Genomic DNA, 19,072 nt, shown 5'->3' with positions numbered 1-19,072 from the left:
TCCGTAGGCTCGGAGCCTACGTTCATAGTACTCGTTTGCGCTGGGCATGCCGGGAATGCCCGCGGGCGTTGTCACGTTGCATGAGCCTGCGCTTCTCACTGATGGGTCCGGTACGAGCCTGGCGAGACGACGAGGAGATCGACCTGGGGCCGCGCCAGCAGCGCGCGGTGCTGGCGGCGTTGCTGCTGAACAACGGCATGCGGCTGAGCAACGACCAGCTGATCGGCATGGTCTGGGACGACCCGACGCCGAGCGCCGTCATGGCGTTGCGGACGTACACGTACAAGATCCGCAAGGCCATCCCCGGGCTGGACCTGAAGTCCAAGGACGGTGGCTACACGCTCAGGGCCGAGATCTTCGACGACTGCCGCGACGAGCCGCTGCAAGGCCTGAGCAGCACCTACTTCGAGGCCCAGCGGGCCAGGATCGCCAACGAACGGCTGCACTGCCGCGAAGCCCTGCTCGAACGCGAGATGGACGTCCTCGAACTGCAGAAGCACGTCGCGGCCTTCCCGCTCAGGGAACGGACGCGCGCCCTGCTGATGCAGGCCCTCTACCGCGACGGCAGGCAGGCCGACGCGTTGGAGCAGTTCCATCAGGCGCGTGCCCTGCTCAACGACGAACTCGGCCTCGAACCCGGCCCCGAGTTGCGCGAGGTGCACGCGCAGATCCTGCGGGGCGAGCTGAACCTGACGCGCCGGCCGGAGCAGTTGCCGCCCGGCCTGCCCGACTTCACCGGCCGCACGACCGAGATCGCGCAGGCACTCCAGGCACTCCCGCGCACCGTCGGCATCACCGGCATGCACGGCAGCGGCAAGACGGCGCTGGCCACGCACATCGCGCACCTCGCCAAACACGGTTACCCGGACGGGCAGATCTTCGTCCGGGGCAAGGACGTCGCCAACGAGCTGTTGCGCGCGGTCGGCGTCGAGAACCCCCACGGCGACAAAGCCGCGCTGTGGCGGGAAAAGGCGCGCGGCAAGCGGTTTCTGATCGTCGTCGACGACGTCCACGACCCCGCCCAGGTCACGGACCTGCACACCCCGGGCTCGGCCATGATCCTCACGAGTGTTCGGCGCTGGAACGAGCTGCCCAGCGTGACCTGGGTGAAGCTCGCCGGGCTGACCGAGGCCGAGGCGAACCAGTTCTTCCGCAGGGTCCTCGACCCCGCCAGGGCCGATGCCGAGGCGGGCGTGGCGGACGAGGTGCTGGCGCGCGTCTCGTACCTGCCGAACCCCATCCGCGTGCTCGGCGGCAAGCTCACCGGCCGGCCGAGCTGGACCGTCGGGATGCTGCTGGCCCAGATGAAGCGCGAGAAGTGGCTCGGCGCCGCCATCCCGTCCGACTGCACGGCCGTGCTGGCGCCGATGATCAAGGCGGAGCAGCAGCTCACCGAACAGGAGCGTCATCTGCTGCGGTGCTTCGCGCGCCGCGACGCGGACGTGATCGACGTGTGCGAGGCGGCGGAGATGTCCGGCGTCGAGCCCGGCGCGATCGAGTACGTGCTGGAGGCTCTCGCCGACGTGCACCTGATCGAACCGCTGGTGCTCGGCCAGTACCGGCTACCGAGCTTCGTGCGGTTGTACTTCGGATGGCGGATGCCGGTGCTGACCAGCTGATTCATTCGGAATTTATGGCTTGACGATGTGGCGTCGGCAAGTTCGTAGACATGTCAACGAAGGAACTCGCAGGCAAGAAGGCACTCGTCACCGGCGCCACCTCCGGCATCGGCCGCTCGATCGCGGTCAAGCTCGCGGAGGCGGGCGCCACCGTCTACCTCACCGGTCGCCGCGCCGAACTCGGCAAGGAGACCGTCGCGCTGATCGAGCAGGCCGGCGGCACCGGTCACTTCATCGTCTCGGACGTCGCCAGCGTCGACGACGTCCGCAAGCTCGCCGAGGAGGTCGGCGAGGTCGACGTGCTCGTCAACAACGCGGGCATCTTCCCGTTCTCGCCGACGCCCGAGCAGTCCGTCGACGTCTACCAGCAGGTGTTCGACGTCAACGTCCGCGGCACCTACTTCCTCACCGCCGCCCTCGCGCCGGCGATGGTCGCCAAGGGCAAGGGCGCGATCGTCAACGTCTCGTCGATCGCGGCCGTCGTCGGCACCCCGGTAGGTTCCGTCTACAACGCCTCCAAGGCCGCGATGGACGCGCTGACCCGCTCGTGGGCCATCGAGTTCGGCCCCGCCGGCATCCGCGTGAACTCGGTCGCGCCCGGCCCGGTCGCCACCGACAAGGCACTGGCCGAAGCCGGTGAGGTGTTCGAGGCGATCGCGAAGGACCTTCCCCTCCAGCGCGTCGGCCAGCCGGAGGAGATCGCGGAGGCCGTGCTGTTCCTGGCTTCCGACAAGGCCAGCTTCATCACGGGCTCGGTCATCACGGCCGACGGCGGCTACGTGGCGAGCTGAGCCAGCACGGTGCGCAGCGACGAGGGCGACTCGACGTGCACGTTGTGGCCCGTGCCGGGGAACATCACCGGCTCGGGCACCAGCTCCCGCAGGTGTTCCTGAGGGCTCATCGGGTCGTTCTCGCCCGCCGCCAGCACGACGTGGGCCTGTGCGGCCATGATCAGTCCGGCCATGTCCGGCCGGCCCACGCCGAACGCCTTCATGTCCAGCGACGGTGCCCATCCACCGTCCACTTCGGACACGCCGTGTTGCAGCTTCACCCCGGCCATCTTCGACGCCCGCTCGACCGCTTCCTCCTCGGTGGCGAAGACCTTCCCGGGCTTCGCGGCGAGTGCGGCGGCCTTGGTGAGCTCCTCGTCGGTCCACTGGACCTTGATCCCGACGCCGACGCAGGTCGTGACCTCGACCCCGAACCACCCGCTCGCCAGCGTCAGTCCGACGACGCCGCCCAGCGAGTGCCCGACGATCGTGACGGGCTCCCGCGGGATCTCGTCCGCGACGGCCGCCGCGAACGAACCGAACGAGTACCGGTCGATCTGGCTTGAACGTCCGTGACCAGGCAGGTCGGGCACGAGCCAGCTGCCTTCCCAGTCCTTCACGACGTCCTGCCACACCTCGCCGGTAGCGCCCAGCCCGTGCAACAGCACCAGCAACGGCCCGTTTCCACCACGTTCGACATGAAGCACGTCAGAATCCGTTCTATGCCCAGGACCGATGCCGACCTCATCGTCGACCCGGACACGTATACCTCGGGAGTCCCGCACGACGCACTAACCCGGCTGCGCGAAAAGAACGTGGTGCGCATCGACGACTTCTGGGCCGTCTTCCGCCACGAGGACGTCCGCACGGTCCTTCGCACGCCCGCCGTCTTCTCCTCACACCGCGGCGCCACCCAGATCCGCGACCCTCTGCCTGCCGATCTGGCCTACGTCCAGCGCATGATGCTCAACCAGGACCCGCCAGAGCACTCACGGTTGCGCCGCATGCTGACCAGGGCTTTCACACCCCGCGCCGTCGCGCTCCTGGAAGACCGCATCCGTGCGAACGCCCGCGAGATCGTGGCCGGCCTGTCCGGAGACTTCGCCGGTGCCGTCGCCGACCTGCCGCTGCTGACCCTGGCCGACGTCTTCGGCGTTCCGCGCCAGGACAGAGCGCTGCTCTACGACTGGAGCAACCGAGTGATCGGCTTCCAGGACCCGGACTACGCGCTGTCGTCCAGCTCGACCGCGGGCATGACCGACATGGCCCTTCAAGCCTTGGAGGTTCGTCCCGACGACGGCCGCGACCCACGCGCCCGCGACGGCATGCCCGACCTCTACGCCTACGCGCACGCGCTGGGCTCGTACAAGCGCGCGCATCCGTCCGAAGACGTCCTGAGCAACCTCATGCAGGAGGACATCTCGCTGGAGGAGTTCGAGAACCTCTTCTGGCTCTTCTCCGTGGCGGGCAACGAAACCCTGCGCAACGGCATCCCGGGCGGCATGATCGCGCTGCTCACGCACCCAGACCAGTACGCACGCCTGCGCGCAGACCGTTCGCTGCTTCCCGTTGCGGTGGAAGAGATGTTGCGCTGGTGGACACCGGTCATGCACTTCCGCCGCACGTGCGTGCAGGACACCTCGTTGTCCGGCCAGGAGATCCGGGCGGGGGACAAGGTCGTCGTCTGGTTCTCCTCCGCCAACCGGGACGAGCGCGTGTTCACCGACCCGGATCGGTTCGACGTCGGGCGGCGGGAGGCCGACCACCTGAGCTTCGGGCACGGGCCGCACTTCTGCCTGGGCGCGCAGTTGGCGCGGACGCAGATGCGGGCCGTGTTCGACGCGGTGCTGGACCTGCCGGGGATGCTGGAGCTGGACGGGGAGGTCAGCCGGTTGCGGTCGAACTTCCAGAACGGCGTGAAGCACCTGCCGGTTCGTTTAGCCTGAGCGCCCGACTCACGAACTGTCCTGGGGGACTGAAGTGATGCGTCACGCGATCACGCTTGTTTGTGCTGGGCTGCTGACGGCCTGTTCGCCATCCCCAGCCGAGCCGCCACCCTCGTCGCCGGCACCCACGGCCTCGACCCCGGACAGCAAGCTCGCCATCACCGACGGCAGGCTCAGCGCCGTGTGTCTGGGCGCGCGCGTCGACCTCGGCGTCTCGACCTCTCGCAGGCGGTTCTGGGATGCACCTCTGTACCTCGAGGAGCAGGTGTTCGGACTGGTCGGCGTCAGCGGGGCGCACGTCCTCGACACGGTGCGTGCCAAGGCTCATTCGTGCAAGACCTACGTCGGCGAGATCAACAAGCCGCTGCGCGAGGTCGAACCGGATGTCGAGCTTCCAGGGCTGCAGGGTGCCGACGACTCGTACGCCTTCTGCCACAGCCTGGCTGACGTCGGGGAGGGCCAGTGGGACTGCGAAGCGTTCCTCCTGCGCGGGGACCTGATCGTCAAGGTGACCGTCGGGACCGACAGCGAGGAACTGGTGAGGTCGTTCCTGCCCACCATGGTCATGCAGGCGGACCAGACGTTGATGAAGGTCGGCTGAGGGCAGTAGGCAGCACGTAGAGCGTCTGGCACGATTCAGTAGACAGGCGTGAAGGGCTCACTGTGATCTGACGGTGGCGACCCCCTGCCGGTCACCTGGCCCAAGTAGGCTCGTCGCGAGACGAGACGCAGGAGAAACAGGGAGCGCAAGTGGCGGTCATCGAGCAGGTCGGAGCACGCGAGATCCTGGATTCTCGCGGCAACCCCACCGTCGAGGTCGAGGTGGCGCTGGACGACGGCACGCTGGAGCGTGCTGCTGTTCCGTCCGGAGCTTCGACCGGTGAGCACGAGGCGGTGGAGCTGCGGGACGGCGACGCCAAGCGGTACGGCGGCAAGGGCGTCGAGCGCGCGGTGACCGCGGTGCTCGACGAGATCGGGCCCGAGCTGGTCGGCATCGAGGCCGTCGAGCAGCGCATCGTCGACCAGAAGCTCGTGGACCTGGACGGCACGCCGGACAAGGGGCGTCTCGGCGCCAACGCGATCCTCGGCGTGAGCCTCGCGGTCGCGAAGGCGGCGGCGACGAGCTCCGGCCTGGAGCTGTTCCGCTACATCGGCGGACCGAACGCCCACGTGCTGCCGGTGCCGATGCTGAACATCCTCAACGGTGGTTCGCACGCCGACACCGAGGTGGACATCCAGGAGTTCATGATCGCGCCGATCGGCGCGGAGACGTTCCGCGAGGGCCTGCGCTGGGGCACCGAGGTCTACCACGCGCTGAAGTCCGTGTTGAAGAGCAAGGGCCTCGCGACCGGCCTGGGCGACGAGGGCGGTTTCGCGCCGAGCCTCGGCAGCAACCGCGACGCGCTCGACCTGATCCTCGAGGCCATCGAGAAGGCCGGTTACCGGGCGGGCCGTGACATCGCGCTCGCGCTCGACGTGGCGGCCACGGAGTTCTTCTCCGACGGCGCCTACACGTTCGAGAAGAACAAGCGGTCCGCCGAGCAGATGATCGGCTACTACTCCGAGCTGGTCCGCGACTACCCGATGGTCTCCATCGAGGACCCGCTGTCCGAGGACGACTGGGACGGCTGGGTCCAGATGACCGCCGAGCTGGGCGAGAAGGTCCAGATCGTCGGCGACGACCTGTTCGTCACGAACCCGGAGCGCCTGGAGGAGGGCATCTCCCGCCGCGCCGCCAACGCGCTGCTGGTGAAGGTCAACCAGATCGGCACGCTCTCCGAGACGCTCGACGCGGTCTCGCTGGCCACGTCGTACGGCTACAAGTCGATGATGTCGCACCGCTCGGGCGAGACCGAGGACACGACCATCGCCGACCTCGCCGTCGCGACCGGTGCCGGCCAGATCAAGACCGGTGCTCCGGCGCGTGGTGAGCGCACCGCGAAGTACAACCAGCTCCTGCGCATCGAGGAGAGCCTCGGCGACGCGGCGCGCTACGCGGGCGAGCTCGCGTTCCCGCGCTACACGCCGGAGAGCTGAGAGGCTTAACGCATGGCCGAGCGCGCGCGTCGTCCCCGTCGCCCCCGCGAAGAGCGGGAGGCGAGGCCCGCACGCGCGCGCAAGCCACCCCGTCCGAAGGCGCCATCGCGGCGCAGTGAGGGCACGGGTGGCGCGTTCGGCATGACCGGCACGCGACGGGCCGCGATGTTCGCGATGGTGCTGTGCGCACTGGCGCTGAGCATCGCGGTCCCGTTGCGGACCTACCTCTCGCAGCGCGACGAGCTGCGCGACGTGGGTGCCGAACAGCAGAAGCTGAGGGAGACGGTCGCCGCACTGGAACAGCGCAAGTCCCAGCTGCAAGACCCGGCGTACGTGGAGATCGAGGCGCGCAAGCGGTTGCACTGGGTGCGGCCGGGCGAGACTCCCTACATCGTGCAACTGCCGGGTGACGAGAGTCGCAACACTGAAACGGAGAGGCCGTCGGGCAAGCAGGCGGCACAAGGGTCTTGGTACGAGGAACTGTGGGAATCGGTGACGCACAAGTAAGTGCTGCTGACCTGGAAACGGTCGCTCAGCAGCTCGGCCGCACGCCGCGCGGGACACGTGCGATCGCCTCGCGGTGCCCCAGCGGGCACCCGAACGTCGTGCAGACGAACCCGCGGCTGCCCGACGGGACGCCGTTCCCGACGCTGTACTACCTGACCTGCCCCAAGCTGAACTCGCTGGTCAGCACGCTGGAAGGCGGCGGGCTGATGAAGGAGCAGCAGGATCGTCTGGCGGTGGACGCCGAGCTCGCGGCCGCCTACCAGCGCGCGCACGAGGCGTACCTGGCCGAGCGCGACGCCATCGAGTCCCTGGGCACCCAGGTCACCGCGGGCGGCATGCCGGTCAGGGTCAAGTGCCTGCACGTGCACGTCGCCCACGCCCTCGCGAAGGGCCCCGGCGTCAACCCCATGGGGGACGAGGCGCTGGCTCTTCTGAGCGAGCAGGGACTGTGGCCGGCGGGCGATTGCGCAGCGAGTTAACGGTCAACGGAACCGAACGCACGCTTCACTCCGTCTTGGGTACACCTAGGCTTCGTAGTGGGGCAGGGTGGAACAGGTCACTCGACGGGGGCGTTCGCCGTAACTGCAGGACGGCGAGCCGCGATGACACACGAGAGGTGAGAATTCGTGGCAATGGCCAAACTGCGCGGACCGTCGGCGTTGACGCCTAGGCAAAAGGGCTTCGCTGTCGCTGCGCTGGCTGCGATGCTCGCCCCGGCGATGATCGTCGGCACCAAGCTCGTCGACTGGGTCAACCTCGCGAAGCACAACGACATCAACGTCTCGCTCGGCCCCGCCGACGTCTTCGGCGCGCTGCACCGCGACCCGGCGGAGCTCGGCGCGTCCGGCCGCCTGCCGCTGTCCGAGGAACTGAGCGCCGCACTGCTCGCCGACCTCGAGGACGGCGACCTCGACCTCGACGAGGGCAGCCTGCTCGACGACGTCGCGGGCGTGCACGACATCCCCGGCATCATGGTCGAGGCCTACCTCCGCGCCGAGGACAAGATGGCCGAGCTCGTCCCCGGCTGCAACCTCGACTGGGCACTGCTCGCGGGCATCGGCAAGGTCGAGTCGAACCACGCCAACAGCGGCCGCGTGAACGCCGTCGGCGACGCCACCCCCAAGATCCTCGGCCCGGTCCTCAACGGCGCCCCCGGCATGGCCGCCATCAGCGACACCGACGCCGGCCGCCTCGACGGCGACAGCACCTGGGACCGCGCGGTCGGCCCGATGCAGTTCATCCCCGCGACGTGGGCGAGCTTCGGCGGCGACCTGAACGACGACGGCAACGTCAACCCGAACAACATCTACGACGCCGCCCTGGGCGCCGGCCGCTACCTCTGCGCCGGCGGCGGCGACCTGACGAAGCAGGCCGACCGAGCCGCCGCCGTCTTCCGCTACAACCACTCCACGACGTACGTCGAGACCGTCCTCAAGTGGGCCAAGCAGTACAGCGAGAACGTCGACATCCTGCCGAACCTCCCAACCACCGGAGACAACGCGCAGAACCCGACGCCGGGCAACCCGGATCCGGGCACGCCGACGAACCCGCCCACCACCACGACGCCGCCGACGACCACGACCACGACGACCACGACGACCACGACGACGCCGCCGGTCTGCCCGACCACGACGCCGCCGACCACCACCAGCTCGACGACGACTTCGACGTCCACGTCGACCACCACGCCGCCGCCGTCCACGTGCACGACGACGACAACCACGACGCCGCCGACCACCACGACGACCACGACGACCACCACTACGACGACGACAACCACGCCGCCGCAGCAGAACTCGTCCACCGGCGCCACGACGTCGTCCACGAGCCCCGCCGGCAGCAGCAGCGCCGCGAGCTCGGCCGCCCCCAGCTCGCAGAGCCTGGTCACGAGTACGCCCAGCTAGCCCGGCGTGTCGGGTTGGAACGATTCCAACCCGTACTTCGTTCGGGGCGATTCGGGCAGAAACGTTGGAGTGAAGGGGATCTCGTCTCCTAGCTTCGTCTGCATGCCGAAGCGCAACTCAAGCGTGGTGGGCCGGGAGTTCGGTCAGGGCGTCCGCGACGCCATCGAACAGAGCGGCATGACCCAACGCAGACTCGCCGAACTGCTGGACTGGCAGGAAGCCAAGCTCTCCGACGCGGTGAACGGCAAGGGCGGCATCAGCGAGGTCGACCTGATCCGGCTGCTCTCCTACTGCCGCGTCCCTCACGCTGAAGTCGACCGCATGGTCGCGCTCTACCGTGAGACACGGGAGAAGGGCTGGCTCCAGTTCTACGAAGACGGAGAGCCGGTCCCACTGCGTGCTCTCATCGATCAGGAACGGCTCGCGAACAAGATCACGACATGGTCGTTGACCTACGTGCCGGGCCTCTTTCAGATCGCTGGCTACATCCGCGCGCAGTTGGAGAATTCGGCGGTCATCAAGCCATCCGACTTCGACGAGCTGATCCGGTTGAAGCTCGACCGGCAGGTGATCTTCGACCGCAGCCGGGAGTTCCTCTTCTACATCCATGAGAACGCGCTCCGGTTGCAAGTCGGCGGCCCGGACATGATGCGGACCCAGTTGCTCCACCTCCTGATGATGGCGGTGCGCCCCTACATCACCATCAGAGTCGTGCCTGCGGCGATCGGCGCACACGCTGGTGGGGGTGGCCCGTTCGTCAAGCTGGAGTACTACCAGTACGAGCCAGCCATCTGGGTCGAAGCCTTGCGGACCGGCTTGTTCCTGGACGACAAGGAGAGCCTGGATGCCTACGACGATGTGTTGAAGTGGCTCGACAAGCACGCGTTGGATGCTGAAGAGTCGAGGAGACTGATCAGCAGCCTTGAGGCCCAAGGGGGCGTTTCGCTTGTCGATCTGGCGGAAGAGCAGCTATAGCGGGAATGTGAGCGACTGCGTCGAGGTCGGGCACGGCGTCGGCATCCGCGACAGCAAGGCCCCCGCCACCCACCTCCCGGTGTCGGAGCAGGCGTGGTCGGCGTTCCTCCACCTCGTGAAAGTGCCATGAGCCTGAGGTAAATCGGGTGGCACGGAGCGCGTTCCTTGGCATGGTGCCGGTGTGCGTCTCGACTACCCGCTGAAGACCGCCCGCCTCCACCTCCGCCCCTTCGAGCCGGGCGACCTCGACGACTTCTACGCCTACCGCTCCCGCCCGGACGTCTTCCGCTACCTCTACGAGGAGTCCGTCAGCCGCGAGGAGTGCGCGGAGCTGCTGGCCAAGCTGGTGAGCGACAACGAGCTCACCGAGGAGGGCCAACGGCTCGCGCTGGCCGTGCACCTGCCGGAAGCGGACAGGGTCATCGGCAGCGCTGTCCTCAAGTGGCGCAGCGAGAAGGACCGGCAGGGCGAGATCGGCTACAGCCTCAACCCCGAGTTCCAGGGCCACGGCTACGCCTCCGAGGCCGCCGGAACCATGCTCGAACTCGGGTTCAAGCACCTCGGCCTGCACCGGATCGTCGCCGAGTGCGATCCGCGCAACGAGCCGTCGTGGCGCCTGATGGAACGCCTCGGCATGCGCAGGGAGGCGCACTTCCGGCAGAACGAGATCTTCAAGGGCGAGTGGGGCGACCTGTTCGTCTACGCGCTCCTGGAAGAGGAGTACGACCGTGCTCAGACCTGACTTCCCGATCAGGACGGACCGGCTCGTCCTCAGGCCCTTCAGACCGAGCGATCTCGACGACGTCCTCGCGTACCGGAGGCTCCCCGAGGTCACCCGCTACCTCCACGACGAGCCGTACACGCGCGCGCAGGCCGCGGAGAACCTGGCCAAGTGGATCGGGCAGGGCGAGATCATCGAAGAGGGCCAGTGGCTGGCCACCGCGGTCACGCTCGGCGGCCGCGTCATCGGCGAGGTCGACATCACCTGGCGCAGCGAGGAGCACCGGCAGGGCGAGGTCGGCTACATCTTCAACCCCGAGTTCCAGGGCCACGGGTACGCGCGGGAGGCGGCCGAGGTGATGCTCGAGATCGGGTTCGAGGGGCTCGGGCTGCATCGGATCGTCGCCGAGTGCGAGGTGCGCAACGAGCCGTCGTGGCGGCTGATGGAACGGCTGGGCATGCGCAGGGAGGCGCACTTCCGGCACCACGAGTTCTTCAAGGGCGAGTGGGCCGACTGCTTCGTGTACGCGATGCTTGCAGAAGAACATCGGAACCACTGAGGAGTGCCCATGTCGCGGGTCGCGGCCATCGACTGCGGAACCAACTCGATCCGGCTCTTGATCGCGGACGTGACGAAGCGCGAGGACGGCACGGCGTGGCTGCGGGACGTCCATCGCGAGATGAAGATCGTCCGGCTCGGGCAGGGCGTGGACGCGACCGGACGGTTGCACCCCGACGCGATCGAACGCACGCGCCAGGCTCTTCTCGACTACGCGCGCACGATGCAGCGCAAGGGCGTGGAAGTCGCACGGATGGTGGCGACGAGTGCCACGCGGGACGCGAGCAACCGCGACGAGTTCTTCGGCATGACCGAGTCGATCCTCGGCGCGCCCGCGGAGGTGATCACCGGGGACGAGGAGGCAAGGCTGTCCTACCTCGGCGCGGTGGCCGATCTCGACCCGGACGAGGGACCCTTCCTCGTCACCGATCTGGGTGGTGGCAGCACCGAGTTCGTCCTCGGCACGGGCCCCGACGTGGAGGCCGCGAGGTCGATGGACATCGGCTGCGTGCGGCTCACGGAGCGGTTCATCCACTCCGATCCGCCGAAGAAGGACGAAATCGAACAAGCGGAAGCGTTTGCGCGCGCGGCGATCAAAGAGGCTTTCGAAGTCGTCCCCGTGGAGAAGGCGAAGACGTGGATCGGCGTCGCCGGCACGGTTACGACATTGTCAGCCCTGGTCCAGGGGTTGGAGGTGTACAACAGCGACGATATTCACCTCTCCCGCATCACACTTGACAATGTTCGTGAAATCACCGACCGTATCCTCTCCATGACGCATGATGAGCGTGCCTCGCTGGGACCCATGCATCCCGGTCGAGTGGATGTGATCTGCGGTGGAGCGGTGGTACTGCGTGCGATTGCCGAGGAGCTGGAGAATCGCGCGGGAATTCGCACGCTCGTGTGCAGCGAGCACGACATCCTCGACGGCATCGCGTTTTCGCTGGTCTAGCGCCGAATTAAGGTGCGCTTGAGGTGATCGTGACAATTTTGTGACCGATTTCGGTGCGCGTACCACTGGACGCCCCGGTTAACGTCCTCTCACGTTTTGGGAGGTGGACGAGACCTCCCGGGGAGGCGCGCGCACGCAATATCTGCGGAGCGGCGCCGGGGAAAGGCGGGAGAGACTGATGTCGCGATCACGGGTTGCGTGGGTGGCTTTGCCAGCTGCGCTCGCCATGACGCTTACTGCGTGCGGCGGCGGTGGCGGTAGCACCAACGCCACCGATGGCAAGGACAACCCGGACGGCACGGTGTCCATCTACGGCACCGAGCCCAAGAGCACCTTGTTCCCGGCCAACACGACCGAGGCAGGCGGTGGCAAGGTCACCGACTCGCTGTTCTCTCGGCTGGTCGGCTACAAGACCGAAGACGGCGCGCCCTACAACTTGATGGCCGACTCGATCAAGTCGGATGACGCCAAGGTCTACAACATCAAGATCAAGCAGGGCTGGAAGTTCCACGACGGCACCGAGGTCAAGGCGAAGAACTTCGTCGACGCCTGGAACTGGGCCGCGTACGCGCCGAACGCTCAGCAGGCGGCATCGTTCTTCGCCCCGATCGCGGGCTTCGAGGACGTGCACCCGGCCGACGAGAACGCCAAGCCGGCCAAGGACAAGATGTCCGGTCTCGAGCTCGTGGGCGACTACGAGTTCAAGGTCACCCTCAACGGTCCGACCTCGGTCTTCACCACGATGATCGGCTACACGCCGTTCTCGCCGATGGCCGACTCGTTCTTCGCGGACCCGAAGGCCGCCGAGGCCAAGCCGATCGGCAACGGCCCGCTCAAGTTCGTCTCCCGCACGCCGAACGCGCTGATCAAGATGGAGCGCTTCGACGACTACAAGGGCGAGGACAAGGTCCACTTCAAGACCTTGGACTACAAGATCTACTCCTCCCAGGAGACCGCGTACCAGGACCTGGTCGCGGGCAAGCTGGACTTCATGGAGGCCCTGCCCCCGTCGGCCAAGGTCGGCGAGAAGTACAAGGCCGACCTCGGCGACGCCGTCGTGACCGCGAACCTGCTCGGCCAGAGCGCGATCGCGTTCCCGCAGTACATCGAGGCGTTCAAGAACGTCAAGCTGCGCCAGGCCGTCTCGATGGCCATCAACCGCGAGCAGATCACGAAGACCGTGCTGGCCGGCTCGTACGTGCCGTCCACCAGCTTCGTGTCGCCCGGCATCAAGGGCTACCGCGCGGACACCTGCGGCGAGTACTGCAAGTACAACCCGGAGAAGGCCAAGGAGCTCCTCAAGGAGTCCGGCTTCACCGGCAAGCTGACCATCCAGTCCAACCAGGACGGTGGCCGCAAGGAGCCTCTCGAGGCGGCTTGCAACAGCATCAAGCAGGCACTGGGTCTTGAGTGCGAGTTCGTCGGCGCCACCAACTTCGGTGCGTTCCGTCAGATCGTCGACGGCAAGCAGCTGACCGGCATGAGCCGTTCGGACTGGTCGGCCGACTACCCGTCGATCGAGAACTTCCTCAACCCGCTGTACCGCACGGGTGGTTCGTCCAACGACTCGAACTACTCGAAGCCCGAGGTCGACGCCCTGCTCAAGAAGGCCGACCAGACGGCCAACGAGGACGAGGCGATCAAGCTCTACCAGCAGGCAGAGGACATCATCGCCAAGGACCTGCCCTCCATGCCGACCTGGAACGAGAAGGGCATCGGCGGCCGTTCCAAGAACCTGCTCGACGCCAAGATGTCGTTCAAGCGTCAGGGCGCCCTGGAGTCGTTCCGCGTCAAGGCCTGATTGCCTAACACCTGAGTTCTGAACACACGTCCGGCCCCGCGTCCCTCGAGCGTTACGGGCGCGGGGCCGGTGCGGTGTTCAGGACCTTGGGCGCCCCCCACCACGCAAGGAGCCGACCTCATGGGTCGCTATGTGCTGCGCCGTCTGCTGCAGCTGATACCGGTCTTCCTGGGGACCACTTTCCTGATCTACGCCCTGGTCTGGGCCATCCCGCAGGACCCCTTCGCCGGCAAGTGCGGCCAACGGCCGTGCGACCCCGCCTACATCGCCGAGATGAGCCAAAAGCTCAACCTCAACGACCCGCTGCTGCTCCAGTACTTCAAGTACCTGGGCAACCTGATCGTCGGCGACTTCGGCACCACCTTCAACGGCGTGTCCGTCGGTGAGCAGATCGGCACCTCGTGGCCGATCACCCTCAAGATGGGCCTCATCGCGCTGATCATCGAGGCCGTCATCGGCATCATCGCCGGCGTCCTCACCGGTCTGCGCAAGCAGGGCTTCCTGGACAACCTGGTCCTGGTCTCGACCCTGTTCCTGATCTCGCTGCCGGTGTTCGTCACCGGTTTCGTGCTGCGGCTCTACCTCGGCCCGCAGGGCTTCGACCTGATGGACACGTCCGTCAGTTCCGATCCGACGTTCGGCGAGCTGATCCTGCCCGGCTTCGTGCTCGGCAGTCTCTCGATGGCCTACGTGGCCCGGCTGACCCGGTCGAGCATCGTCGAGAACCGGCGCGCGGACTACGTGCGCACGGCCATCGCGAAGGGCCAGCCGCAGAGCCGCGTCGTCGGCATCCACCTGCTGCGCAACTCTCTGATCCCGGTGATCACGTTCCTCGGCACCGACCTCGGCAGCCTCATGGGCGGCGCGATCGTCACCGAGGGCGTCTTCAACATCAACGGCATCGGCGGTCTGATCTTCCGCGGCATCCAGGAGAAGGAAGGCATCATGGTCACGGGCATCGTGACCCTGCTGGTCCTCGTCTACCTGCTGATGAGCCTGATCGTCGACCTCCTGTACGCCGTTCTCGACCCGAGGATTCGCTATGAGTGACCCAGGATCCGTGTCCGGCGGAGCCGGACTCGAGGCGTCCGCGGCGGCAGGTGTCGACCAGCTCAGCCACGTCGACGACTCGTCGCAGAAGCAGAAGAAGCCACGCTCGCTCTGGAGCGACGCGTGGGGTGAGCTTCGCAGCAAGCCCACGTTCATCATCTCGCTGGTGATCATCGCGATCATCGTCCTGATGGCGATCTGGCCGACGCTGTTCACGTCGGTCGACCCCCGCCACGCCGATCTCGACAAGTCGCTGCAGCCGCCTTCGGGTGCCGCGTGGTTCGGCTACGACCTGCAGGGCTACGACGTCTACGCCCGTGCCATGCACGGTGCTCGCGCGTCGCTGCTGGTCGGCATCTTCGCGACGCTGCTGACCGTGCTGATCGGGTCGACCGTCGGCATCATCGCGGGCTACGCGAAGACGTGGATCGACAGCCTGCTGTCGCGGTTCAGCGACATCTTCGCCGGCATCCCGTTCGTGCTCGGTGCGATCGTCATCCTGACGACGCTCAACGCGCCCACGGAGAACCCCGGCGTCTTCCGGATCATCACGCAGGTGGTGCTCTCGATCGCCGTGCTGTCGTGGCCGGTGGCCATGCGCATCATGCGTTCGGCGACCCTGGTCGCGAAGCAGCAGGACTACGTCAAGGCCGCTCGCGGTCTCGGCGCCTCGCCGTTGCGGATCGTGTTCCGGCACCTGCTGCCGAACACCGTGGCGCCCGTGCTGGTGTACGCGACGATCGCCCTGGGTGCCTTCATCGGCGCCGAGGCGACGCTGGCGTTCCTCGGCATCGGCCTGCGTCCGCCGGTGGTGTCGTGGGGCGTGATGATCTCGGAGTCGCGCGACTACTTCCAGTCGGCTCCGCACATGCTGCTGTTCCCCGCGGGCTTCGTCACGATCACCGTGCTGGCCTTCGTCATGCTCGGTGACGCCGTGCGCGACGCCCTCGACCCCAAGTCCCGATAGGGGAATCCTGTGACTCAGCCATTGCTGGAGGTCGAGGATCTCCACGTGGAATTCCGCACCCGCGACGGTGTCGCGAAGGTGCTCAACGGCGTTTCCTACCACGTCTCGGCGGGCGAAACCCTTGCGGTGCTGGGTGAATCCGGTTCCGGCAAGTCCGTGACCGCCCAGACGATCATGGGCATCCTGGACACGCCGCCGGGGTTCATCACCAACGGCACGATCAAGTTCCGCGGTGAGGACCTGCTGACCCAGTCGGCGGAAGAGCGCCGCCAGGTTCGTGGCGAGGGCATCGCCATGATCTTCCAGGACGCGCTTTCGGCGCTGAACCCCGTGTTCACCATCGGGTTCCAGATCGAGGAGCAGCTCAAGGTCCGCCGCGGGATGTCCAAAGCGGACGCTCGCAAGCGGGCGGTCGAGCTCCTCGACCAGGTCAAGATCCCGAACGCCAAGGGTCGCGTCAACGACTACCCGCACCAGTTCTCCGGCGGTATGCGGCAGCGCGCGATGATCGCGATGTCGCTGGCTCTCGACCCGGAGCTGCTGATCGCGGACGAGCCCACGACCGCGCTGGACGTCACCGTGCAGGCCCAGATCATGGACCTGCTGGCGGAGATCCAGAAGGAACGCGACATGGGCATGATCCTGATCACCCACGACCTCGGCGTCGTCGCCGACGTCGCGGACCGGATCTCGGTCATGTACGCGGGCCGCATCGTCGAGCACGCCGACGTGTACGAGCTGTTCCGCGCGCCGGGCCACCCGTACACCGAGTCGCTGCTCGAGTCCCTGCCGCGCGTCGACCTGCGCGGCCAGGAGCTCAAGACCATCAAGGGTCTGCCGCCGTCGCTGACCAACATCCCACCCGGCTGCCCGTTCAACCCGCGCTGCCCGCGCGTGTTCGACAGGTGCTCCACCGAGGTGCCGGTCGTGCACAACCTCGGCATGGGCCGCACCAGCCGGTGCCACATCGCGGAGGAGGTTGTCGCTCGTGGCTGAGCCGATTCTTGAGGTCGAGAACCTCGTCAAGCACTTCCCGGTCCGCGTCGGCGTGCTGTTCAAGCGCACCGTGGGCCACGTCAAGGCCGTCGACGGCGTCTCGTTCTCGCTCAACAAGGGCGAAACCCTTGGTGTCGTGGGCGAATCCGGTTGTGGCAAGTCCACTCTGGCCCAGGTGCTGATGCGCCTGGAGCCGCCGACGTCGGGCATGGCCCGCTTCGAGGGTCGCGACATGTTCGCGATGAAGGGCTCGGAGCTGCGCAAGCTGCGGCGCGACATCCAGATCGTGCTGCAGGACCCGTACACGTCGCTGAACCCGCGCATGACGGTCGGCGACATCGTCGGTGAGCCGTACGAGATCCACACCGAGGTCGCGCCCAAGGGCGACCGGCAGCGCAAGGTCCAGGAGCTGCTGGAGACCGTGGGTCTCAACCCGGAGCACATCAACCGGTACCCGCACCAGTTCTCCGGCGGTCAGCGCCAGCGCATCGGCATCGCCCGCGCGTTGGCGTTGAAGCCCAAGGTGATCGTGTGCGACGAGCCGGTGTCCGCTCTGGACGTCTCGATCCAGGCTCAGGTCATGAACCTGCTGGGCGACCTGCAGTCCGAGATGGGTCTCTCGTACGTCTTCATCGCGCACGACCTGTCGGTGGTCCGCCACCTGTCGGACCGCGTCGCGGTGATGTACCTCGGCAAGATCGTCGAGATCGGCACCGAGGAAGAGATCTACGAGCGGCCGATGCACCCGTACACGCAGGCGCTGCTGTCCGCCGTGCCGGTGCCGGACCCGACCCAGCGCGGCCGGCGCGACGTCATCCGCCTGACGGGTGACGTGCCGTCGCCGATCGACCCGCCCTCGGGCTGCCGGTTCCGCACGCGGTGCTGGAAGGCGCAGGACATCTGCGCGACCGAGGTTCCCGAGCTCGTGGTGCGCAACGACGGTCACCCCGCCGCGTGCCACTTCGCGGAGGAGCGCGCGGTCGTCTGATCGCTTGTGAGGGAAGGGCCGTGCCTGCGGGCGCGGCCCTTTCTCGTTCCCGGACGCCGGTGCACGCGGCGGTGCTAGCTTGGTTCCGGCGTTGACGATCTACCCGCGGAGCCGGCATGACCGAGCCTGACAGCGTTCCGAAGCCCCCTCCTGCCGACTACGACGTGCCCGCCGACGAGGACTACGACCCAGGCGGGCCCGCGCAGCGCTGGAGGCCACCGCACGAGTTCCACGACGCGGAAGACCGGCTGCCGCCTCCTGTCTCCGGGAGCATCGACTAGTGGTTCCGCAGACGATCGGGGCGCTGGCCTCGTTCCTCGCCCTGGTCGCGCCCGGCATCGTCTTCGAGCTCCTGCGGGAACAGCGGCGGGCAGGCCCCAAGGAGACGGTGTTCCGCGAGGCGTCGCGGGTCGCTTTGAGCAGTCTCGCCTTCACCGTGGCCTCGACCGCGATCCTGCTCGGCGTCCACGCTCTCGCCGCGAAGTGGTTCGGCTGGAAGCTCTTCGCCGACCTGAACGCGGTGGTGGCCAAGCCCGACTACGTGAAGCAGAACGTGGCGCTGCTCGGCTACAGCGCGGTCGCCGAGCTGGTGCTGGCCTGCTTGCTGGCGTTGGCGTTCGACGCCGTGCTGGCCCGTCGGCGACGGCAGCCGCGGTCGCTCGGCAAGCAGTCGGCGTGGGTCAAGGTGTTCCGGGAGGATCGTCCGCCGAACGCGCTGTGCTGGGTGCACGTGATGCTGGAGGACGGCAGCTCGTTCTTCGGGTTCCTGCGGTCCTACGACGCCGCCGGCGATCCGGACACCCGTGAGATCGTGCTGGAGGGCACGAAGCTGACCTACGTCGGCGAGCCCGTCACCGGTGGCGACGAGAAGAAGACCACGGTCATCGGCCGCGACTGGGAGCGCGTCGTCATTCCCGGTGCTCGCATCAGGTTCATGCGCGTGCAGTACCTCGACGCCGAGACGGGCACGCGCGTCGACTCGGCCCGGCGGCCCGTCACCGCCGACGCAGCACCTCGAAAGCCCGTCGAGCAGGCGGCCGGCCCAGAAACTCCTTGATGGCTTCGGCGCAGTCCCGCGGGCTGCTGACGCCGGTGTGGCCCCTCCTTCGTTTTGCCCGCACCTCCGGCGTTCACCGTGTTCGGCGGCACCCTGCTGGTGGCTTGGCGTCACTCTCTCGGCCTAGTTGGTGATTATCCAAGTGGCTGTCGCACTGGGCGGCCGCTGCTCTTCCGGCGGTATCCCGGTTCAGGTCGCCGTCACTACTTTTCATCGCGTTCAGT

Annotated in this window: 21 protein-coding genes; 20 read left to right on the top strand and 1 reads right to left on the bottom strand. The window is 67.3% G+C overall.

Features of this window, described 5'->3' with window-relative positions; all coding sequences use genetic code 11:
• Nucleotides 1–101 precede the first annotated feature (101 nt).
• Nucleotides 102–1,619, top strand: a complete 1,518-nt coding sequence (locus OG205_RS28540) for an AfsR/SARP family transcriptional regulator (protein ID WP_330271097.1) — start codon at nucleotides 102–104, stop codon at nucleotides 1,617–1,619.
• Nucleotides 1,620–1,669: 50 nt separating this feature from the next.
• Nucleotides 1,670–2,410: an SDR family NAD(P)-dependent oxidoreductase gene (locus tag OG205_RS28535; RefSeq protein WP_330271096.1), complete on the top strand. Its 741-nt coding sequence runs from the start codon at nucleotides 1,670–1,672 to the stop codon at nucleotides 2,408–2,410.
• Here OG205_RS28535 and OG205_RS28530 read toward each other — a convergent pair.
• Complete coding sequence (locus tag OG205_RS28530) at nucleotides 2,395–3,096, bottom strand: alpha/beta fold hydrolase (RefSeq protein WP_330271095.1); 702 nt, start codon at nucleotides 3,094–3,096, stop codon at nucleotides 2,395–2,397. The genes OG205_RS28535 and OG205_RS28530 overlap by 16 nt on opposite strands.
• A gap of 15 nt (nucleotides 3,097–3,111) precedes the next feature.
• Here OG205_RS28530 and OG205_RS28525 point away from each other — a divergent pair, with 15 nt between their 5' ends.
• The 18 genes from OG205_RS28525 (at nucleotide 3,112) to OG205_RS28440 (ending at nucleotide 18,848) form a co-directional block, all read left to right on the top strand.
• Complete coding sequence (locus OG205_RS28525; RefSeq protein ID WP_330271094.1) at nucleotides 3,112–4,335, top strand: cytochrome P450; 1,224 nt, start codon at nucleotides 3,112–3,114, stop codon at nucleotides 4,333–4,335.
• A gap of 37 nt (nucleotides 4,336–4,372) precedes the next feature.
• Nucleotides 4,373–4,936 (top strand): hypothetical protein, encoded by a 564-nt coding sequence (locus OG205_RS28520; RefSeq protein ID WP_330271093.1) that lies wholly within the window; start codon nucleotides 4,373–4,375, stop codon nucleotides 4,934–4,936.
• Nucleotides 4,937–5,085: 149 nt separating this feature from the next.
• On the top strand, nucleotides 5,086–6,372 hold the full coding sequence (eno, locus tag OG205_RS28515; protein WP_093602704.1) for a phosphopyruvate hydratase: 1,287 nt from the start codon (nucleotides 5,086–5,088) through the stop codon (nucleotides 6,370–6,372).
• Between the two features lie 12 nt (nucleotides 6,373–6,384).
• Nucleotides 6,385–6,879, top strand: coding sequence for an FtsB family cell division protein (locus OG205_RS28510; protein WP_330271092.1), 495 nt, complete (start codon nucleotides 6,385–6,387; stop codon nucleotides 6,877–6,879).
• Nucleotides 6,855–7,358: a DUF501 domain-containing protein gene (locus OG205_RS28505; protein ID WP_319980353.1), complete on the top strand. Its 504-nt coding sequence runs from the start codon at nucleotides 6,855–6,857 to the stop codon at nucleotides 7,356–7,358. The genes OG205_RS28510 and OG205_RS28505 overlap by 25 nt, the downstream gene beginning before the upstream one ends.
• A gap of 153 nt (nucleotides 7,359–7,511) precedes the next feature.
• On the top strand, nucleotides 7,512–8,783 hold the full coding sequence (locus OG205_RS28500) for a lytic transglycosylase domain-containing protein (RefSeq protein WP_330278245.1): 1,272 nt from the start codon (nucleotides 7,512–7,514) through the stop codon (nucleotides 8,781–8,783).
• A 102-nt stretch (nucleotides 8,784–8,885) separates the two neighbouring features.
• Complete coding sequence (locus OG205_RS28495; protein WP_330271091.1) at nucleotides 8,886–9,758, top strand: helix-turn-helix domain-containing protein; 873 nt, start codon at nucleotides 8,886–8,888, stop codon at nucleotides 9,756–9,758.
• A 7-nt stretch (nucleotides 9,759–9,765) separates the two neighbouring features.
• Entirely contained in the window at nucleotides 9,766–9,888 is a 123-nt protein-coding gene (locus tag OG205_RS28490; RefSeq protein ID WP_319980350.1) for a DUF397 domain-containing protein, read from the top strand.
• Nucleotides 9,889–9,939: 51 nt separating this feature from the next.
• Nucleotides 9,940–10,500 carry a GNAT family N-acetyltransferase gene (locus OG205_RS28485; protein ID WP_330271090.1) on the top strand — a complete coding sequence of 187 codons (561 nt, stop codon included), beginning with the start codon at nucleotides 9,940–9,942 and terminating at the stop codon, nucleotides 10,498–10,500.
• Nucleotides 10,487–11,038, top strand: a complete 552-nt coding sequence (locus tag OG205_RS28480) for a GNAT family N-acetyltransferase (protein ID WP_330271089.1) — start codon at nucleotides 10,487–10,489, stop codon at nucleotides 11,036–11,038. Before OG205_RS28485 ends, OG205_RS28480 begins: the two co-directional genes overlap by 14 nt.
• Nucleotides 11,039–11,047: 9 nt before the next feature.
• Nucleotides 11,048–11,989 carry a Ppx/GppA phosphatase family protein gene (locus OG205_RS28475; protein WP_330271088.1) on the top strand — a complete coding sequence of 314 codons (942 nt, stop codon included), beginning with the start codon at nucleotides 11,048–11,050 and terminating at the stop codon, nucleotides 11,987–11,989.
• Nucleotides 11,990–12,167: 178 nt separating this feature from the next.
• Nucleotides 12,168–13,790, top strand: coding sequence for a peptide ABC transporter substrate-binding protein (locus OG205_RS28470; protein WP_330271087.1), 1,623 nt, complete (start codon nucleotides 12,168–12,170; stop codon nucleotides 13,788–13,790).
• A 120-nt stretch (nucleotides 13,791–13,910) separates the two neighbouring features.
• On the top strand, nucleotides 13,911–14,840 hold the full coding sequence (locus OG205_RS28465; protein ID WP_330271086.1) for an ABC transporter permease: 930 nt from the start codon (nucleotides 13,911–13,913) through the stop codon (nucleotides 14,838–14,840).
• A complete protein-coding gene (locus OG205_RS28460; RefSeq protein ID WP_330271085.1) occupies nucleotides 14,833–15,807 on the top strand; it encodes an ABC transporter permease in 975 nt (324 codons plus the stop codon). The genes OG205_RS28465 and OG205_RS28460 overlap by 8 nt, the downstream gene beginning before the upstream one ends.
• A gap of 9 nt (nucleotides 15,808–15,816) precedes the next feature.
• Nucleotides 15,817–16,803: an ABC transporter ATP-binding protein gene (locus OG205_RS28455; protein ID WP_330271084.1), complete on the top strand. Its 987-nt coding sequence runs from the start codon at nucleotides 15,817–15,819 to the stop codon at nucleotides 16,801–16,803.
• Complete coding sequence (locus OG205_RS28450) at nucleotides 16,796–17,791, top strand: ABC transporter ATP-binding protein (protein WP_330271083.1); 996 nt, start codon at nucleotides 16,796–16,798, stop codon at nucleotides 17,789–17,791. Before OG205_RS28455 ends, OG205_RS28450 begins: the two co-directional genes overlap by 8 nt.
• A 116-nt stretch (nucleotides 17,792–17,907) precedes the next feature.
• Nucleotides 17,908–18,072, top strand: a complete 165-nt coding sequence (locus OG205_RS28445; RefSeq protein WP_330271082.1) for a hypothetical protein — start codon at nucleotides 17,908–17,910, stop codon at nucleotides 18,070–18,072.
• Nucleotides 18,072–18,848, top strand: a complete 777-nt coding sequence (locus OG205_RS28440; protein WP_330271081.1) for a DUF6338 family protein — start codon at nucleotides 18,072–18,074, stop codon at nucleotides 18,846–18,848. The genes OG205_RS28445 and OG205_RS28440 overlap by 1 nt, the downstream gene beginning before the upstream one ends.
• The last annotated feature ends 224 nt before the right edge of the window (nucleotides 18,849–19,072 follow it).

It is taken from the genome of Lentzea sp. NBC_00516 (assembly GCF_036346835.1).
GTDB classification, from domain to species: Bacteria; Actinomycetota; Actinomycetes; order Mycobacteriales; family Pseudonocardiaceae; genus Lentzea; species Lentzea sokolovensis.
This window is presented reverse-complemented; position numbering and strand designations above follow the sequence as displayed.

What these genes read in the sequence shown, in the direction of transcription:
- OG205_RS28520 (WP_330271093.1), top strand. Translation starts at nt 4,373, where the DNA reads ATGCGTCACGCGATCACGCTTGTTTGTGCTGGGCTGCTGACGGCCTGT.
- OG205_RS28540 (WP_330271097.1), top strand. Translation starts at nt 102, where the DNA reads ATGGGTCCGGTACGAGCCTGGCGAGACGACGAGGAGATCGACCTGGGG.
- OG205_RS28460 (WP_330271085.1), top strand. Translation starts at nt 14,833, where the DNA reads ATGAGTGACCCAGGATCCGTGTCCGGCGGAGCCGGACTCGAGGCGTCC.
- OG205_RS28535 (WP_330271096.1), top strand. Translation starts at nt 1,670, where the DNA reads ATGTCAACGAAGGAACTCGCAGGCAAGAAGGCACTCGTCACCGGCGCC.
- OG205_RS28495 (WP_330271091.1), top strand. Translation starts at nt 8,886, where the DNA reads ATGCCGAAGCGCAACTCAAGCGTGGTGGGCCGGGAGTTCGGTCAGGGC.
- OG205_RS28525 (WP_330271094.1), top strand. Translation starts at nt 3,112, where the DNA reads ATGCCCAGGACCGATGCCGACCTCATCGTCGACCCGGACACGTATACC.
- OG205_RS28445 (WP_330271082.1), top strand. Translation starts at nt 17,908, where the DNA reads ATGACCGAGCCTGACAGCGTTCCGAAGCCCCCTCCTGCCGACTACGAC.
- OG205_RS28470 (WP_330271087.1), top strand. Translation starts at nt 12,168, where the DNA reads ATGTCGCGATCACGGGTTGCGTGGGTGGCTTTGCCAGCTGCGCTCGCC.
- OG205_RS28475 (WP_330271088.1), top strand. Translation starts at nt 11,048, where the DNA reads ATGTCGCGGGTCGCGGCCATCGACTGCGGAACCAACTCGATCCGGCTC.
- OG205_RS28510 (WP_330271092.1), top strand. Translation starts at nt 6,385, where the DNA reads ATGGCCGAGCGCGCGCGTCGTCCCCGTCGCCCCCGCGAAGAGCGGGAG.
- OG205_RS28500 (WP_330278245.1), top strand. Translation starts at nt 7,512, where the DNA reads ATGGCCAAACTGCGCGGACCGTCGGCGTTGACGCCTAGGCAAAAGGGC.
- OG205_RS28465 (WP_330271086.1), top strand. Translation starts at nt 13,911, where the DNA reads ATGGGTCGCTATGTGCTGCGCCGTCTGCTGCAGCTGATACCGGTCTTC.